This window comes from Bartonella phoceensis (assembly GCF_902825145.1).
Taxonomy (GTDB): Bacteria; Pseudomonadota; Alphaproteobacteria; order Rhizobiales; family Rhizobiaceae; genus Bartonella; species Bartonella phoceensis.
In genome coordinates, this window is sequence record NZ_CADEAD010000002.1 from 402,372 (window position 1) to 420,172 (window position 17,801).

9 protein-coding genes and 3 pseudogenes are annotated in these 17,801 nt (G+C 35.1%); 8 read left to right on the top strand and 4 right to left on the bottom strand.

The window, feature by feature from the left end; genetic code table 11:
* Nucleotides 1-89: 89 nt before the first annotated feature.
* Together J7R07_RS08550 and J7R07_RS03915 are read right to left on the bottom strand one after the other, a co-directional pair.
* Nucleotides 90-672, bottom strand: a pseudogene (locus J7R07_RS08550) (MFS transporter); the annotation flags it as partial.
* A 1,758-nt stretch (nucleotides 673-2,430) separates the two neighbouring features.
* A pseudogene (locus J7R07_RS03915) lies at nucleotides 2,431-3,209 on the bottom strand (class I SAM-dependent methyltransferase).
* An 828-nt stretch (nucleotides 3,210-4,037) separates the two neighbouring features.
* Here J7R07_RS03915 and J7R07_RS08350 point away from each other — a divergent pair.
* Nucleotides 4,038-4,355: an MFS transporter gene (locus tag J7R07_RS08350; RefSeq protein WP_246464845.1), complete on the top strand. Its 318-nt coding sequence runs from the start codon at nucleotides 4,038-4,040 to the stop codon at nucleotides 4,353-4,355.
* 545 nt (nucleotides 4,356-4,900) lie between these two features.
* Complete coding sequence (locus J7R07_RS08355) at nucleotides 4,901-5,050, top strand: hypothetical protein (protein ID WP_246464846.1); 150 nt, start codon at nucleotides 4,901-4,903, stop codon at nucleotides 5,048-5,050.
* Between the two features lie 208 nt (nucleotides 5,051-5,258).
* Here the strand turns inward: J7R07_RS08355 and J7R07_RS03925 are convergent, their stop codons facing one another.
* Both J7R07_RS03925 and J7R07_RS03930 read right to left on the bottom strand, forming a co-directional pair.
* Nucleotides 5,259-5,528, bottom strand: coding sequence for a hypothetical protein (locus J7R07_RS03925; protein WP_208435622.1), 270 nt, complete (start codon nucleotides 5,526-5,528; stop codon nucleotides 5,259-5,261).
* A gap of 1 nt (nucleotide 5,529) precedes the next feature.
* A complete protein-coding gene (locus tag J7R07_RS03930; protein ID WP_208435623.1) occupies nucleotides 5,530-6,171 on the bottom strand; it encodes a TniB family NTP-binding protein in 642 nt (213 codons plus the stop codon).
* A gap of 467 nt (nucleotides 6,172-6,638) precedes the next feature.
* On the opposite strand from J7R07_RS03930, the pseudogene J7R07_RS03935 reads away from it, so the two are divergent.
* The 6 genes and pseudogenes from J7R07_RS03935 to J7R07_RS03960 all read left to right on the top strand — a co-directional run bounded on the left by J7R07_RS03935 (nucleotide 6,639) and on the right by J7R07_RS03960 (nucleotide 17,210).
* Nucleotides 6,639-7,165: pseudogene (locus tag J7R07_RS03935) on the top strand (helix-turn-helix domain-containing protein).
* Between the two features lie 1,726 nt (nucleotides 7,166-8,891).
* Nucleotides 8,892-14,852: a Vomp family autotransporter gene (locus tag J7R07_RS03940; protein ID WP_208435651.1), complete on the top strand. Its 5,961-nt coding sequence runs from the start codon at nucleotides 8,892-8,894 to the stop codon at nucleotides 14,850-14,852.
* Between the two features lie 395 nt (nucleotides 14,853-15,247).
* A complete protein-coding gene (locus tag J7R07_RS03945) occupies nucleotides 15,248-15,571 on the top strand; it encodes a hypothetical protein (RefSeq protein ID WP_208435624.1) in 324 nt (107 codons plus the stop codon).
* Nucleotides 15,568-15,750 (top strand): hypothetical protein, encoded by a 183-nt coding sequence (locus J7R07_RS03950; RefSeq protein ID WP_208435625.1) that lies wholly within the window; start codon nucleotides 15,568-15,570, stop codon nucleotides 15,748-15,750. Before J7R07_RS03945 ends, J7R07_RS03950 begins: the two co-directional genes overlap by 4 nt.
* 45 nt (nucleotides 15,751-15,795) lie before the next feature.
* Nucleotides 15,796-16,086, top strand: coding sequence for a hypothetical protein (locus J7R07_RS03955; protein ID WP_208435626.1), 291 nt, complete (start codon nucleotides 15,796-15,798; stop codon nucleotides 16,084-16,086).
* Complete coding sequence (locus J7R07_RS03960; protein ID WP_208435627.1) at nucleotides 16,083-17,210, top strand: hypothetical protein; 1,128 nt, start codon at nucleotides 16,083-16,085, stop codon at nucleotides 17,208-17,210. The genes J7R07_RS03955 and J7R07_RS03960 overlap by 4 nt, the downstream gene beginning before the upstream one ends.
* Nucleotides 17,211-17,801: the final 591 nt, after the last annotated feature.

Below are 17,801 nucleotides of genomic sequence, written 5' to 3' on the forward strand. Positions count from 1 at the left end.
AACCGTGCCTATGACGCGCCCAACTTTATAAAAAGCGGAGATTGGAGGTTGAAAGCCCCTAAATCCTACAGTGATATATAAATGCTCCACTACGACACCCCATGAAACGCGCGTGATAATGATAAGGTAATCTCACTGAGATTTTTTGGGGTCCCCTCTAAAAAAAGCACTACAAACAAATAAATGAATAAATATACACCAAAAACGTAAACTAATGAAAAAAAACAAACATATTTACCATATATGCGCTCATGTAAAAAAATACTAATAGGTTAAGCTTTCCAACGGTTGACAAGAAAGATTCATATGTGGCCCTGAGATTGTCGCTAATACTATCGTGCAAGGTAATTTCTACACGAATATATGTATACTTAATGAGATAAAAAATCATGCATACTAAAATAACAATAATTTCTTTTCTCGGCTCGAAGAAAGCAACGGTAAAAATCATAGAAGCTGGAAGAAGCAGTAGTAAAATAAAATTCATTCTTTTACTCAGTTTTATAAATAGAAAACTAGTAAGTAGCTGAGATAACAATATAAGAGAAAATATTATACCAAGATAAAAATAAGTTACATGAATATGATAATCTTTAAATATTCATTGATAATATTGCGAAAATATATTGAAAAAATAAGTGACAAATAAACACATAAAGATATAGAAGGCAAAAGCAATCAATAAAAGGAGGCTATAGATGATAATCCACCTTTTGTATAAATCTATCAATCGTAGTGAGTTCTTAATACGCACAAGGCGGCTTTTTTTCAAAGGATAGGGTGTAAGGGTTCCCACAGCCATGGTCACATCCAGGAAAACCGATGAGGATGTTATGTGATAAGCGTTCCAAAAGGTTACTTAAAAAGAGCACCATATCAGAAAAATACAGTGCAACGACAGGTCCATAAAACCGAAATATTAATTCTTTGTGCATATCACCCCCACCATGACTACATACCGAAAAATATACAATATTTTAATTAATATACCAAGTGGTTAGTACACGTATTGCTGGGTATATCAAGTTTTTTAAATAGGGGTATGTATAAATTTGAATGCTGAAATTTATTGTAGCGATAGCTAATTTTTAGGAGATTAAAGAGCAGGAGGGCAGTAGTTGCTATTTGCGCTACGTCTATTGTGGAACAGTCTTACCGATAAGAAGTTGCTTCGCTAAGTAAGTAGCATAACTATGTCCTTGAAAGAGGTATGCTTTGTGCTTTTAGGACTGCTCTCCCGTTTATGCTCAAGATTGAGATTTTTCTATATGGTCAAGCAAAAAATCATTTGTGACCTCAGAGTGAGTGTGCAGTCCTGGTAACGGCTTTTACATAGTGGTTCTTTTCAAGAAGGGAGCATTCTTGGATCAGCTTTAGGATATTTTGTATCCAGCCGTTTAGGGGGACGTTATTTTGTGGCTTATTCTAACATCCTGAGCATTGGCTGATAGCATACTGAAAAATATTTGTTTCAAATGCTTTTGCAAGGAAGAGCATCTCGACACCTCCGTAATGTTTCCCGAGACTTGACATACCGCTTTTTAGTTTCGTCATTGGCAAATTTGGTTACGAACGGGCAATCCAATAATAAACAACATCCGCATATATAGTCCGAAGAGAAATAGAGATCGTGTGCAAGACTGTGATCTTGAAGTAATACTTTTAAAGGTATTTATCTCGAAAATGACGCAATAAGTTGTAAGACTTAAGATTAGACAATTACAAGCACTTCCCGGTGGTCATTACTGTAAAACTCCTTCTTTATGATTAGTGATAACATAAACGCTTTTTGATGGGAGTGTTTTGATGAGTTTTAATCCTCCTTTGCGTATTTTCTAAATTATGATCAAAACAATATTGAAAATCATCAAGACGATGTTTTGATTTTGGAGCAATGATAAATACTTTGTGTCTACTTTGCATTCCGTGTTTAACAAGCGAGTACGGTAACCAAAACGTACAACGATCTATCATTCATTTAACTAACTCTAATGCATATGAATAATGAAGGATCAATTTAAATGGTATCGTTCGAATAAATCTCTGATTGGTAAAAAACTGAGTGTTTTCAGTCAACACTTTGCGTAAAATAATTTTAATGCATCCAAGTTGTTTGCAGGCCTCAGATATTATGGCTGTAACAAACGCTTTTTCTAACCTCATCTGTCGATAATTAGGATTGATTGTCAGAGCAGAAGCTAAAGAAATGCTTTTCCTCTTCTCAAATGCTATGGCGTAACCAATAAGCTTCTTCTTGAAAATTTCCATTCACCGAGTGGATAGTGAAGATCAAATGCAACGAGATGTTAGTTTGAGTACCGAAGAAGAAAAACTGTTCAATATTCCTCAAATATGCGCCTTCATAATGCACGAATTTCCTTGAAATTACCTATTTTGGTATGCCGAAAGACAGCAGAGATAGATATAAGATCACTTTGTATACATGTAGAGTTCACTTCGTATAAAAAAGCTATAAACTTCCTTACACGTCATATTGTTTTATCAATGTAGCCGATTGCAGCACATTATTCTTCCCGTAGTGAGCAAGGACGCGTTGTGCTTGAGTAGAGGAACCGTTCATTCCCATAAAGGATTCGGAGGGGATTATCATTGTCTAATTGTGTGTATGTAAAGAAATTTTTTCTGGATTTACTCCAAGGCCATTACTTATTTCCTGTAAAAAATCAAAATTACGATAATAACGGGAATAATGAGGACTTATTTCCTCTAACAATGTTTCATAATCGGCTAGAAATTCACTCTGTTTAAAATCACGATTGTTTTAAATGACCGCCATTACACCACTGGTTCGAAGTTGGTTTGAAGCAGCACAAAGCAACTGAGGACGTTCCATCCACTAAAATGCTTGCGCTGCAACAATAAGATCAACTTCGCTGATTTGAGGCAATAAGCTTTCGGCTTTGCCTTGATACCACTGCACAGCAGGAAATTTTTTGCGTTCCTTCTTAACCATGCCTGCTGATATATCGATAGCATGATATTGGTGTTCATTTCCCAGAAGCTTGACAATTTCCTCTAATGCGATTCCTGTTCCAGCTCCGACATCCACAGTGGACAAATGTTTTTTATCCCTAAAGGTAAGCAGCATTATTTTAAATAAGGTGAGGGGGGTAGTGTGGACGATAGCAATCATAATCATCGGCTAATCCATCAAACTTTTCACTTTTTTATTGAATACTTTGTGTCATAGAGTAGTATCCTCGTTACAATTGTTGACATACATAATTAGACAGCTCTCCTTTGTCTAGGGTGTTAACCATAAATTTGGAAGGAGAGCGGAATAGGTCTGCTCTTTGATATTCTTTATTTTATCTGTAAGATTGACACTTAATTCCCCCTTCTTCAAACAGTGTGTGTTGGAGCGCAAGTGCAATGAAGGTTGAGATTCTATGGATTTTGATTAAAAATCCATCCAACTTCTACTGCGATTACTGCTTTGGTGCTTTGAACAAATATTGAATTTACGATCTATTCACGGAAATTATCAGTCTCCAGCACTCCATCGCAAAAAAATAAGATCCCCCGTTTTCTTTTGAGCTGTTACTCTTTGCTACAACCACAATAATTGATTTCAATACTAGAAAATTGCATCTGACAGCGTAAATAAAAACGCTTAATACGAATAGTGATGTTTGAGAGACATCAGTATTGTAAAACTATTTCCCATTCTCCTTAAGATGTTTTATTTTTATGGAAAGGCTCATCGTACTATAAAAATTCATATTTTAGAAGCATTAAAGTGGGGAATTGTGCTTTCTGAAACTTAATCGGCTAAAATATAAAATCATACAAAAATAGCTATTTAAAAGCGAGTTAAAACGTACACAGAATAATATTTATATTAGGTGGATAATTTATATTCGCTTCAAATTTGAAGGAACGGCATTTCTCTATTGTACGTTGAGCAGATTATTTGCGAAATTTGAAAAAATGGACTAAATTATATCGTATTGTCATGGCTTGCTTAGAGTCAGAAAAATTTAATCAGTGGTGTAGTGCTATTGATGTTTTTTTGGATGCCGAGTATTATTTTTTCACCTATTTGGAGTGTATTAGCGGATAAATACAATCGTAAAATACAGATTATTATTTCAAACCTTATCAGAGATTTAGTGATTGTGGATTGGGTAATATTTTGGCAGTTTGGCATAGAAATTGATTTAATGTTCCTATTTACCCTCTTGGGTATTTTGATCTCTTTTTATATGCCATCAGCTATTTCTTTAATTCAAAATATTGTTTCAAAAGAACAGTTGATTAGTGCAAATGCAACTATTGATATTGTCTATTGGCACGATCGTAGGTATGGGATTAAGTGGATTTATACTTGCTGATGCAAGAATAAAAGGAACTCTCTTGATAGGTAATATTCCTTTCATTATTGCTGATTTATTTAATTGTGATGAGGATACCTAAAACCCAAAGATATGAAAGGGGAAACCAGAAAAACTGGTGGAAAATTATATCTCCTCATTTGGTTATTTTAAGCAGAATTCAGTTCTTTTTATGCCTTAGATAAGTCAGATGATTATTATGACTCTTTTGAAGACTATTCTTGTCATTCTGATTCCTTATACACAAGAAATTTTGACAGCGAGTATCAAGGCTTTTGCAATATTTTAAGTGCTTTATTCAGCAGGCGTTTTTAGTGGTACACTTCTTTCATCATTTTTTTATAAAGTTTTATCCATAATAAAAACATTCGCACTTTTATTAGCTGTTATAGCTATCGGTTTTGTTATTTTATCTGCATATATTTTTATTGTATTTTCTGTTTATTTCATGGTTGGATTTGGGTTTTTCAGTTGGGATCTTTCAATTTCTTTATCACAATTTTATTGTGATCCAGAATATTAGGGAAGATGACAGGTCAGTTTTAATGGTATCTGGGTGCCTTATCCTTGGAGTTTATCCACTTATGGAAAGAGATACCAAAGGTATTGCGCCTCAGTCTCTATACTTTTTTCAAAGTATTATTGAAATTGCTGGAATATTTACCGCTCTGTCTTATGAGAATGGAAAACAATAACTTGTATTCAGGCGCCGTAAACACTTGTTATTCTGCAATCATTGACGATTCTTCATATCTAACACGTTATTTAAAAGGGCAGAGCAGACAAACACCACGACTAAGATAGGTCTTTAACAAATAAAACATAAATCTGATGTGTATTATGAAATGTACATTGCTTGTCGAGGAAACACGAGGAAGCATTGATCACCTCTTCGTCCAAACGTTATTTATGTTCTTCAAAACCCATATGAATTACTGTATCATTCTCGTCTTCATTGGAATGAAATTTTCTACAACGGCGCAATGTTTGTATAACTTCCTTTTTAAAAACTACATCTGTTTCGCTTAAACGGTGAATACTTAATTCCAGTTCAAGAGATAAAGCTAAATCCACACACAATTTAAGCTCTTCTCCAATATCAAAGCCGCGTTGATAGTCATCATAAAGACCAACAAGTGTATCGGATAATTCTTTATCGCATAAAGAGGTCATACTAATTCCTCCACGTTGCGTTTTTCCATACGACTTTGATATGTTTAGGTTTCATCCCATTCTCATCACCAACAATTGCCATGTATACTAACATCATGATTTTGTCAATTTGGTGCAAAACGCCATCTTTTAAACCAATGCTTAACAGGAACGTTATTGCTTCAGAATTTTTAATTTCCCCATCATGAAAATGCTCGGTAATATCTTCGCTATAGGGTTTGCGGTATTTAAGATGTATTGCCAAGTGGTTTTTAATTTGCGTGTAAGTGGGATCATTTTGATGATGAACCAAATGCCTGAAGATCTTATGATTGCCAACGAAAGCCAAATCATTGCCATTGATATCAATCAAATGGCGCAATCGATTAATTGTTTTAATGATAAGATTTTGTGCCTGAACAATAACCAACAACACACCACTTCCCACATGCTTTAATTTTTTGTCAATGGCATGGGGTAAATGGATGGGATTGTATTCCACTACATTATGTTCTGCTGCTATACCATTTAACATATCATAAACACTGCACATATGCGGGTTTATGGTATCATGATTATTGCTGTTTTGCACTAATCTATTGGGTTGGTTTTGGGTATGCACCCAAGATATTTTTTTAGTTATGAGGTTTATTATATACTTCATTATAATCTCCTTTATCTATTTCTGGGGAAGTTGAATCATTTCATGCACCTCACTTTGAGAAGAAAAATGTTTAAGAGCTTGGTGCAAATGCTTATTAAATTTTTACACTTTCAAAGTTTCGTCATTATTCATTTTAAGTGCTAATTACCTCCCTTGCTTTAACTAAATTGGCTCACTTTTGGTTTTATTGGAAACGTAGCTTTTAAGGACTTATGCTTTTATTCATCCCTAAAAGAACGAGCAGGCATAGCTTGTAAATGCCCAGCTTTTGAATAATTGGTGATGATCTTATTGTTTATAGCGCATCAAAATTATTTTGCTCATTTCGTGTTGATTTTTAGACATTGATAAACCTTTTCAACTTATGTCATTAAAAAAACTTCTGGGAAATGCGTTTGTATATCCTTGCAGTGAGGTTTAAACAGCAATATTACATAGGACGGAGTGAACAAGAGCGACGGTATTGTATTTTTTTCTGCTTTGAAAGTGCGACACCTAAAACTGAGCTAGCAAAACGTTTTCGTGAAGTGCAGTGCATATTTGGGTTCACGGAGCGTAAACAGTTTATTGAACATCTTGATTTAACTGCTAGTTCCATAGGAATTTATAAAACCGGTATTAGTGAACCTACAGCCTCTGCTCTTTCTAAATATCAAGAAATTTGTGGTGTTTTATTAGATTGGCTTATAACTGGTAAAGGTAAAATGTTCACAGACATAGTAAAGGTGAAAACATTGGGTTTAGACTGCAAGCGATCTCTGCTGGCGTTATGAAAAAGCTTGGATATTTAGCTTATACGATCTATCATGATGTAAAAAACAACGTTTCCCTCTGAAGATGTAGCAGAATTGGCAGCAGAGCTTTATGGAAAGTTGCAAGAACTTATTCAAAACATCAACGATATGAAAGAAGTCAGCCCCTTTTAAAACTTCACTTAAAACGCCAAATCGAAGCTAAAAGAGCACATTACACAGCCCCAAAGTATACGGACTAACAACCCTCTAAAAGAAAAATCTTTTTTGCTGTAAAATTCCGTGTAAAGGACAGCGCATTGAATGATAAAATATCCGTACAGACTAATAAGTTATTATATATTCCTTTTTAACGTTATCTTCTTTCATTGAATACAAAGCTTCATGTGATACAACAGATTCACGGAATGAATTTTTTGTCTATTCGGCATATTTTATCGTTTTAATAGGTGGGGAAATATTTTCACAACAAACATATTTATTCAAATAATTATATTATTGGTATATCAGTGAAAAGACAAATACAGTTATAATAAAAGTTTAACCTGCAAATAATTTACTTTTTTACTATTCTTATATTTTTTTGTTTTGTATTAGCCTCAATAAAAGAAAAGGCGCAATTATTTAGAATATACCATTTGATGAAAAGAAAAATCCGTAGGAATCTCATATTAATAAATAGAAAAACACTTCACTGTTTTATATAATAGGATGCGCATTTTTTAGGGGCACCCGTATTTTGGATATACATGTTAGACTGTGACGAAGATCAGAAATTGTATCTGATATAACCGTTGAAATTAAGCTATATGCATTTTCTATCATGTTTGCTCAGTAAAAAATCTATGACGTATGTATTTTCAGGCGGCATCTTTTTTGTTTTGTTCATGCAAAAATCTAAATAAATCTCATGATTTATCGATGGGAAATGTGTTTAAAGAATGTTTTATACAATTTTTTGTAAGAAAAATTTAACATAAGAATACTGTTTAATGAAGTTAAATTTACTTATAAAAGAATACAGTTAATATATAGATAATAAAATAATATGATATGTAACAAACAAGGTAGAAATTTTTTTCAGAAAGAAAATAGTCTTTATAGAAACTTTCTATAATATGCTTTTATTTAAAAAATAATACAGAAAATAATAAAAATATAATTGATTATTTTGAAAATAAGAGATAGAATGAAGAATTATATTTGTTTATATGTGCTCTATAAAAACCATACGGAAATGAAAAACACTAATTATTACAATAATTTGATTTACATAGAGAAAAAATAAAAGGTAACATATACAAAGAAAAATAAAAATAAAAGAAATTTTATACAACTTATCTATTTTTTATAAATCATATCAAATTAAAAATGAAATATTTTTTATATGAATCTCCTAATTATAGATAAAAATCTTTCTATCAAAGACACATAACATATTATATATCAGATTATTTCATACAAGATATTAATATTTTTATGATGCGTAATCTATATTACATTGTTAAATAAGTCTAAAAAAATCATAAACTTATACTTATAAAAATAGATATCATCAAAAATCACTTTTTGTATTTAATAATAAGTATTTTTACAAATTAATGAAAAATAATTTTTAATACTCTTGTCATTTTTCTTATGAGCTTTATCTGAAAGACAGAATTGCTCTTTCATAAGACGTTTTTTGTATGAGATGAATTGCGATATTTTTGGATGGAAATGATGTAATATTTTTAAAGTTTGTGTTTTTATTTATTTTTTAGCTTGAATCCTTCTAGCTAAAAGGGTTGGGGACTTTTCTAGATTCAATGTTGTTACAGAGATTTTAGGATGATGCCGTAAGGAATACCGGCGTCAGAGGGGGAAGGTTTTATCTTTATTTATTTGTTTTTGGGGTGCGCAAACATGGAGTTTGGCCATGGGATTTTTGTGCATTGTGTTGATATTGACTCTGTTGGAGGAGGTTCTATGAAAAAATATTCAAAACCAAATTTGGTTAAAGCGGTCTCAGTAGGAGTCGCGATAACTGCATTATTATCAAGTGTTTCTCCTATTTTTGCTGCAAATCTTGCAATACTAGGACAAACTGTTAAAAGTACGAATGGTCCTGGTGTTTTGTATAAAAATGGAAGCCATGGGAGTGTTGTTCTAATTGGTGATGATGACTTCTGTGGGGTAGATAATGTTAAGGGTCGTGGTGGTGAAATACAAAAAAATATTGCCGATAGTCAACGAATAACTGTAGAGGAACAATATCTAAGATTCCTTAAAGGCTACAATGCTCCAGGCGGGGGTAACCCTTATGGTACGCACAGTGAGCAGATTACTTGGGTAAGTGAGGGAAGGTTGAGTGGCAATAACAGTTATATGGGAAAATCTAGTACTGACGGTACTGCTAATGCTATGCCTGAGGCTTTTGGTGTTTATTCTTTTGCAACCGGTTGTGGGTCTTCTGCAACGGGGAATTATTCAACAGCGTTTGGTGCAGGAGCAACTGCAAAAGCTGCTGGAGCACAAGCTTTTGGTGTTTCTGCACTTGCAGGCGGTACAGTGAGTGTGGCGTTAGGTATGGGATCAGAAGCTGGGGGAGAAGCTTCAGTTGCTGTTGGTGGGCTTGCAACTGCTTCTGGTAGCAACAGTATTGCTGTAGGGGCAGAGGCAAAGGCAGCAAAGAATTATTCGATTGCGATAGGTTTAGATTCTGAAGCCAAAGGTTCAGGTTCTATTGCAATAGGAAGCAGGCTCTCTGATAGAACTGAAGCAGGTAATCCTGAGAGAAAAGTAATAGCGGAGGGTGAAAATTCTGTTGCTATAGGGACGCATACTTACGGTAAAGGGGAAGATTCTGTTGCCATTGGTGCAAATGCGCAAGCACTTGTTAGAGATGGTGTTGCTGTAGGTGGAGCGTCTGTCTCTCGTGTTGAAAAGGGCATTAAAGGTTATGATCCTGCAACAGGTCAAGAGACAACAAAAATTGATGTGGCATGGAAAAGTACAGCAGGAGCTTTTAGTGTTGGTGATGTTGGTGCGAGTGAAGGGAAAATAACACGACAAATTACAGGAGTGGCTGCTGGTACGGAAGATACTGATGCTGTGAATGTGGCACAGTTAAAAGCTATAAGCGCTGCGGCATCAGGAGCTTGGAAGCTTTCTGTTAACGATGAAAATTCTACAGACGTGAATCCAGGCAGCACAATAGATTTTTCAGTAGAAGATGCGAAAGTAGGAAAAGACAACTTAACGATTAAAAGAGAAACTCAACAGAATAAGCATAAGATCAAATTTGCTTTAAATGATAATCTTAAGTTAACGAGCGTCACCACAGGGCGAAGCACGATGAGTGATGATGGCTTTATTATTAACAATGGGCCAAGAATGTCTATTGATGGCTTTATGGTTGGTGATGAGAATGCTCCAAGTATGACTGTTGAGGGTATTAATGCTGGCAAGAAAAAGATCATAAACGTGGCAGACGCGACTGATGATTATGATGCTGTAAATTATAAACAGCTGAAAGATATAAAAGATTCTGTTACAACGCGTTGGCAACTTACCGTTAATGGTCAAAATGCTACATCTATTGGACAAAACGAGACAGTAAATTTCCAAGCTGATAACAAGAAAGGTAATCAGAATATCAAGATTGTAGGAGATGATAAACGCAACGTCACATTTGATTTAGCTGAGGATATTACAGTGACGAGTGTCACTACAGGTAACAGCATAATGAGCAACCAGGGCTTTGGGTTTATTAATGGTGGTCCCAAGATAAGTATGGATGGTATTAATGCTGGTAGTAAAAATATCATAAACGTAGCAGACGGGACTAGACCTAACGATGCAGTAAATTATAAGCAATTGAAAAATCTACAAGAAATCGTTTTAACACAAGGTTGGTATCTTTTGGTCAATGGTGAAAACGAAAGCAAAATTGTAAATGGGAGTACAGTAGATCTTGTTGCGGATCAGAATGAAGAACCAAATATCATAATTAAAAAAAACGATGATAAAGTCGAGTTTTCTTTAAATAAACGTATTGAAGTAGAAACTGTTCTTACCAAGGGTGCCTTTATGAATGAAATAGGACTTGGGGTCACGGATGGGGCAAGCATAACTACGCAAGGTATTGATGCTGGTAATAAAATAATTACAGGCGTGCTTAAGGGGGAAAAAGGTACCGATGCTGTTAATGTTGCACAATTGAATGAAATGAAAGTCCAAATAGCAGATAATAGCCTTGTTAAATGGGATGACGGCAAAAAACTTATTACCATTGGTGCTCAAAAAGAAGGAATTGAAATCAATATTACTAATAGTAAAGGTGAAAGTCGAATTATTGATGGCGTTAGAGATGGAAAAGTCAGCTATGATTCAAAAGAAGCAATCAATGGTTCTCAGTTCTTCAATTATGCTGATAATGTATCAGAATATTTTGGTGGTGAAACAGATGTGATTAATGGTTTTAAACCCACTTTTACTGTTCAGCATACCACACACAACAATGTAACGGATGCTTTTGCAGATGTCGATACTTTTATCACGGATATCTATCAGCAGATTACAAACGTAACAAATAATAGCCTTGTTAAATGGGATGAGGACACAAAACGTATTACCATTGGTGAAGAAAAAGGCGGTACGAAAATTGATATCACAGGCACTAGTGGAGAGCGGACTATTGCAGGTGTGAAAGGTGGAAAAATTTCAGAAGATTCAACAGAAGCGATAAATGGTAGCCAGATTAATAAAATATCTGGAAATATTGCAGAATTCTTTGGTGGTGATGCAGCATTTCAGGATGGTGCTTTTGTAGGTCCTACATATAATTTATCTAAAGTTTCTACAGATGGTACTGTAAAACAGGATACTTTTAAAAATGTTGGTGATGCTTTGACAGGTCTTGATGCGAATGTCAAAAACGTGAATAGTCGTCTGACACATGTTACTAATGAATTTAATCAGAAGTTTGATAATTTCTCTCAAGATGCTTTACTTTGGAGTGAAAATGAGCGTGCATTTGTTGCACTTCATGGACCAAAGGGCGGAAAAACAGATAGTAAGATTACCTATCTTTTAGATGGTGAGATTGCTCCAGATTCCTCTGATGCTGTAAATGGTTCCCAAATTTATTTTATGGGCAGTAAACTTGCTGAATATTTTGGTGGTGGAGCATCATTTAAAGATGGTACTCTTACGCCACCAAAATATAGCTTACCTATTATTTTCGAAGATGGTACGATAGGAAAAGTCGATCATCATGATGTTGGTTCCGCATTGGAAAGTCTTAATGGGAATGTCACAAACGTGAATAATCGTTTGACGAATGTTGCTAATGAATTTACTAAAAAATTTGATGTTCTTTCTCAAGATGCTTTACTTTGGGATGAAGAAGAACAAGCATTTGTGGCGCTTCATGGGAAAGATGGGAATCAAACAAAAAGTAAGATTAGCTATCTTAAGGATGGTGAAATTCATAAAGAATCAACAGATGCTGTGAATGGTTCCCAAATTTATTCTATAAGCAGTAAAATTGCTTCTCATTTTGGTGGTGGTGCTGGATATAATAACAATGGAGAATGGAACAGTCCTACTTTCCATGTCTATCATATCAACGATGATGGTACTGTCTCTGAGAAACCCTATGATAATGTTGCAGATGCTTTTGGAGGTGTAAACAATTCTTTCGCCCAGATTCACAATCAAATCTCTAATATAACAGAAAATAGCCTTGTGAAGCAGGAGGGAGAAAGCGGTTTGATCACTATTGGTAAAGCAACCGGTGGTACAAAAATCAGTATTACAAATAAAAATGATCAAGAGAGAACACTTGCTGGTGTAAAAGATGGAGAACTCTCTCAAACATCCACTGAAGCTGTAAATGGTTCACAACTCTTTAAGACAAATGGAAATGTCAAAACTGTTACTGATAACTTATCAAAAGCTGTTCAAAATATATCCAAATATTTTGGTGGCGGCACAGATGTACTTGCCGGTATAGAACCAACCTTCTTAATTCAGGGTAAGCCATATCATAATGTTACAGATGCGTTTTCTAGTGTAAATACTTCCATTACAAATATTGATAATAAAATTACTGAGATGAAAGAAAATAGTCTTGTCCAACAAAAAAGCATTTCAGATATTATCACTATTGGTGCGAAAACAGCTGGTACTGAAATGAATATTGCAGGATATGGCAATGTAGCACGTTCTATTTCTGGTGTAAAAGCAGCAGAGAAAGGTGATGAAGCTGTTAACAAAGACCAGCTTGATGAAAGCATAGAAAGGATTTCAAATGATGTTAGGATAGCAAGTGCTGCTGCTGTTCTCTACGATAAAAATGAAGATGGTACTGTTAATTATGATAGTGTGACTTTAGGTGGCGAAAGGGGCGCAAAACCAGTGGCCCTCCTTAATGTCAAGGATGGTAAAATTTCTCAAGATTCTCATGATGCCGTTAATGGTAGCCAAATTAATAAAATATCAGGAGATATTGCGAATTACTTTGGTGGTAATGCTTCATTCAAAGATGGTACTTTTAAAGGACCAAAATATACTTTATCTACTATTGTTGAAGATGGCCAGGTAGCAAAAGTTAACTATTATAATGTTGGTGATGCTTTGACAGGGCTTGATGCGAATGTCAAAAGTGTGAATAATCGTCTAACGAATGTAGCTAATAACTTTAATCAAAAAATTGAAGGTATTTCTAAAGATGCTTTACTGTGGGATGATGAAGAACAGGCATTTGTTGCACGTCATGAAAAGGACGGACAGAAGACAAACAGCAAGCTTAAATATCTTTTAGATGGTGACATTTCTAAAGGTTCAACCGATGCCATTACGGGCAATCAGCTTTTTCTCATGAGCAATCAACTTGCTGCGTATTTCGGTGGTGGTGCTAAATATGAGAATGGCAAATGGACAGCACCTAATTTCAAGATTGTTCAAGTCAATGCTGATGGTACAACTGTTGAGAAAAGCCATAATAATGTTGCTGAAGCTTTTGATGGTATTAATAATGGTATGTCGAATATTAATAATCGGATTGATGATGTCATCAACAAGGTCGATTCAGATGCTTTAAAGTGGAATAAACAAAAAGGAGCCTATGATGCTGGTCGCAATGGTCAGCCAAGTAAGATTATCAATGTAGCTGACGGCAAAATTGAAAAAGGTTCGAAAGACGCAGTCAATGGTGGACAGCTTTGGGAAACCAATGAACGTATTACGGGTGTTGAAAAAGATGTTAAGCATATCTCAAACAGAGTTGATAACATTTCCAATACGATTGCTGATATTGGTAACACAGTTCTCAATATTGATGCCAAAGTTGATAATATTGAGAATAAAGTTAACGATATTGCTGAGGATGCTGTTCGCTATGATAGAGATGAAAACGGTAAAAAAACCAATAAAATTACTTTGAAAGGTAGCGATGCCAGTGAACCTGTGTTGATTGACAATGTTGCTGATGGTCGTATCGAGAAGGGTTCAAAAGAAGCTGTAAATGGTGGACAACTTCATGATTACACCAAAGAACAGATGAAACTTGTTCTCGATGAATCAAAGCACTACACAGATCGGCGGGTAAACAATATCGTGGTTGATGCAATCGACGATGCCGTTGAACGCGCTAATAACTACACCAATATGAAGTTTGATGCTTTAAATTATAGCATAGAAAATGTAAGAAAAGAGGCAAGCCAAGCAGCGGCTATTGGTTTAGCAGTGTCTAACTTACGCTATAATGATACACCTGGAAAACTAAGTGTTGGATTTGGTAGTGGCTTATGGCGTAGTCAATCTGCGTTTGCCTTTGGTGCTGGTTATACATCAGAGAAGGGAAATATTCGGTCGAATGTATCTGTCACAACTTCCGGCGGTCATTGGGGTGTAGGTGCGGGATTCAATATGACATTGAATTGATAATCAAAAAAACACATAAAAAATTCTTTCCACCCTTGTCTCATGAGGCAGGGGTGAATTGTTTTTACATCTGTAAATAGATATAATGACGGTTTTCAAAGCATATGCTAAAGGGGGCATATAAAGATTGATAAGGGATATAGTAGATAAGTATTGGTTTCAGGAACAAAAAAACTATCATAGTTAAAATTTAATTAAATTTTAACCAATATACAAAAAAATAGATATAGCTTTTTTAGGAAATACAGAAAAACAAGACACATTCAATTTCTAAAAACGTAATCTCTTCGCTTTTTTAAGCACGCTTTAAATTTTAAACATGTTAGAGCAGTTTAGTATTTAAATATGTCTCTTTTGTTTTTATAATTAAAATTTTTTTCATTGGGGAATTTGTTATGAAAAAATTATATACCAAATTAGCGGGGAGTGATTTAAAATTTTCTCGTTTTCCTTTTATTAAAGTTGTATCATTGTCTTCAATAGCTGCACTTTTATCGAGTATTTCTTCTGTTTTTTCAAAAAATCTTGTTTCAAGAGAGGAAGCTTCTAATATCATAAGAAGTGTTGCGGTGGAGTATCCACAAAGTGTGATCTCTGTTTATGATGACTCTACCAGTTATTTGGAGCTTATGAATGTATTCAAAGACAATTATAGAGCAGTGTTGAGCAGGGCGCTGACATCAGAAGTTCATATTTTGAATGGTTCTATTCAACAATGACCCTCTCTGATGTGGAAAGAGCAGTAAGTATAGCGGAAGAAAAGAAACAATCTATCATTAGCCCACAATTGTCTGTTCGTAATAACTTATCCTCTCGACAGTTTAATCAAGGTGATGACGATTCAGCGATTCTTAATGTGTCTGATACCTCGCAGAATAATTTATCTTCAAAATTGTAGCGTGACGCATTGGGAAAGAATGTTATTTTTGATAATAACATAGATGTGAAAATTAATAATGCTGTTGTTATTGGTGCTGATACAGAGGCAAAATTTTTAGAGAGGGATGGCAATTTGTTATGGGGCACTGTTATCGGTTATAATGCGCAAGCCTATAGAAGTGGTTCCGTTGCCATTGGTAGCGATGCAATAGTCACAAAAGATGGGGTTGATGGGATTGCTGTAGTTGGTCCTTATGCACGAGTAGTGCAGCAAGGTGCTCTGGGATTAGGTTATGGGGCAAATGGGTCAGGTGAGACGAGTATTGCTATAGGTTATGCATCGCAAGCTACGTGAATGGCTCTATTACAATAGGCTCTACGCAGCATTTGAACTCTATAAGCAATACGAATGATCCAAATAAAGAGACGAACAAAGACCTTAATCATCGCATCAAGGCACTTGGTGAAAATGCGATAGCTATAGGTTCTGAAGCATTTGCAAGTGGTAGTAAGTCTTTAGCGATAGGTGTTTTGGCTAAGAGTGAGCAGGAAGATGTGATTTCTATTGGTACTGACTCATCTGCATTTGCTAAGATGTCTGTAGCATTGGGGGTGGAATCACAAGCAGCAACAGAATCAGGAGTTGCTATAGGAACGCATTTTTTAGCTGATATTGCTGGTTATAACCCTTTGCGAAAAGATAAATCGAAAGATCCAAGTTCTGTATGGAAGAGTAGGCTAAGTGCTGTTAGTGTTGGTAATAAATCTCAAATGCTATCGCGGAAAATTACAAGCGTAGCAGCTGGGAGTGAAGATGCTGATGCAGTAAATTTTGGACAGCTGCAGAAAATTGAAAAACAAGTCAAAGAACAAGTCGTAGCCAGTAGCTTCGTGAAACAAGATGATACAACGAGATACATCACGATTGGTAAATATACAGATGGTGATAAAATCGATATTACCAATCACAAAAGTGAAAAGCGTATTTTTGCAAGTATAAAGGATGGTAACATTTTAAAAGATTCGAATACAGCTATTACTGGTTCGCAGTTGTTTACGACAAATCAAAATGTAATAACGGCATCAAATAATCTCCAAACCGCTGCTACGAATATAGCTGAAACTTTTGGAGGTGGAGCTGGATATCAAGATGGAGAATGGATGGTACCTACTTTTACGCTTAAGGCAATTAAAGAAGATAGCACAGAAGAGGAAAAAACTATCCGAGTTCAGCAAAAGTGTTTGTTGGAATTGGCACATCTGTCAAAAATATTCAGAATAAAATTACCAATGATATCACCAACCAGATTACTAAAACAAAAAGTGATGCTTTATTATGGAGCGAGAATAATAAGGCATTTATCGTCCAGCGTGGTGCAGGTGAAGAAAAGACCAATAGCAAGATTAACTTTCTTGCCGATGATGGCATTGCTGAAAACTCAAGTGATGCAATCAATGGTTTCCAGCTTTATTCGATGAGTAATGTTCTTAATGAGGCAAAATCTTACACGGATACGAAATTTGAAGCATTAAGATATTGATATTAAGGCATTTCAAAAAGAGGCCAGACAGGCAGCAGCTGTTGGTTTAGCAGTATAGAACTTAAATTATTTTGATACCCCGGGATTTTTAAGTTTCTCTCTTGGTATGGGTATATGATGCGGTGAATCAGCCTTTCTATCGGTGCTAGTTATATGTCAGAAGATGGTAAGATGCGTTCTAATATATCAGCAACGCGGTCATTGGAGGTAGGTGTAGGCCTGAGATTAAAGCTAAATTGACGATATAACAAACAATTTTTTTATCGGTACGTATATTCGCCCTTATTTTTTGATAAGGGCGAAATTTCACAGCTAAACAGTATGTCATCTAGAGATGAGTGCAACATCTAATGGTGCTGTAAACCTTAGGAGTTTACAGCATACTTTTCCGCGCTCTTGTTGAAAAAAGAGCACAGTAGAATCCCCATTGCTAAGAAGTCAATTTTTAACTTGTCATTTTCGTGAATAGTCTATAGAGATACAGAAAGATGTATTGATAAGACTCATTTTGATTGTATAAGTATTTCAA